This window comes from Chromohalobacter sp. HP20-39 (genome assembly GCF_033052815.1).
Taxonomy (GTDB): domain Bacteria; phylum Pseudomonadota; class Gammaproteobacteria; order Pseudomonadales; family Halomonadaceae; genus Chromohalobacter.
Genome location: NZ_JAWHTP010000761.1, coordinates 1 through 265, shown reverse-complemented (window position 1 = coordinate 265; position 265 = coordinate 1). Strand labels below are relative to the sequence as shown.

The following is a 265-nucleotide window of genomic DNA, read 5'->3' as shown; positions in this document are numbered from 1 at the left end:
GGCGCCAGCAACTCGGTGAGCGAACCGAGGCCCTATGGGCCCGATCGGACTTGGCGGCAGCAGATTACGCCGCAATGCTCGACCCACTGCTGGCACTCGCGCGCCGCGAACTTGGCCACGAGACTGCCACCGACGAGACCGTGTTGTGGCTCGCGCGCACGCGCACCGGTCAGGGCCCATTGCGCGCGGCTTGAATCAGCGGCATCCGGCTGCGGTAAGCTATCGAACTGCGGTGCGCTCGTGCCGCCCGCCGTTATCCGCTGCC

Annotated in this window: 1 protein-coding gene; it reads left to right on the top strand. The window is 68.7% G+C overall.

What is annotated here, in order from left to right; genetic code table 11:
- On the top strand, positions 1 to 194 hold a 194-nt coding region (locus RVY79_RS19995), incomplete at its 5' end, for a hypothetical protein (protein ID WP_317466321.1).
- Positions 195 to 265 lie beyond the last annotated feature (71 nt).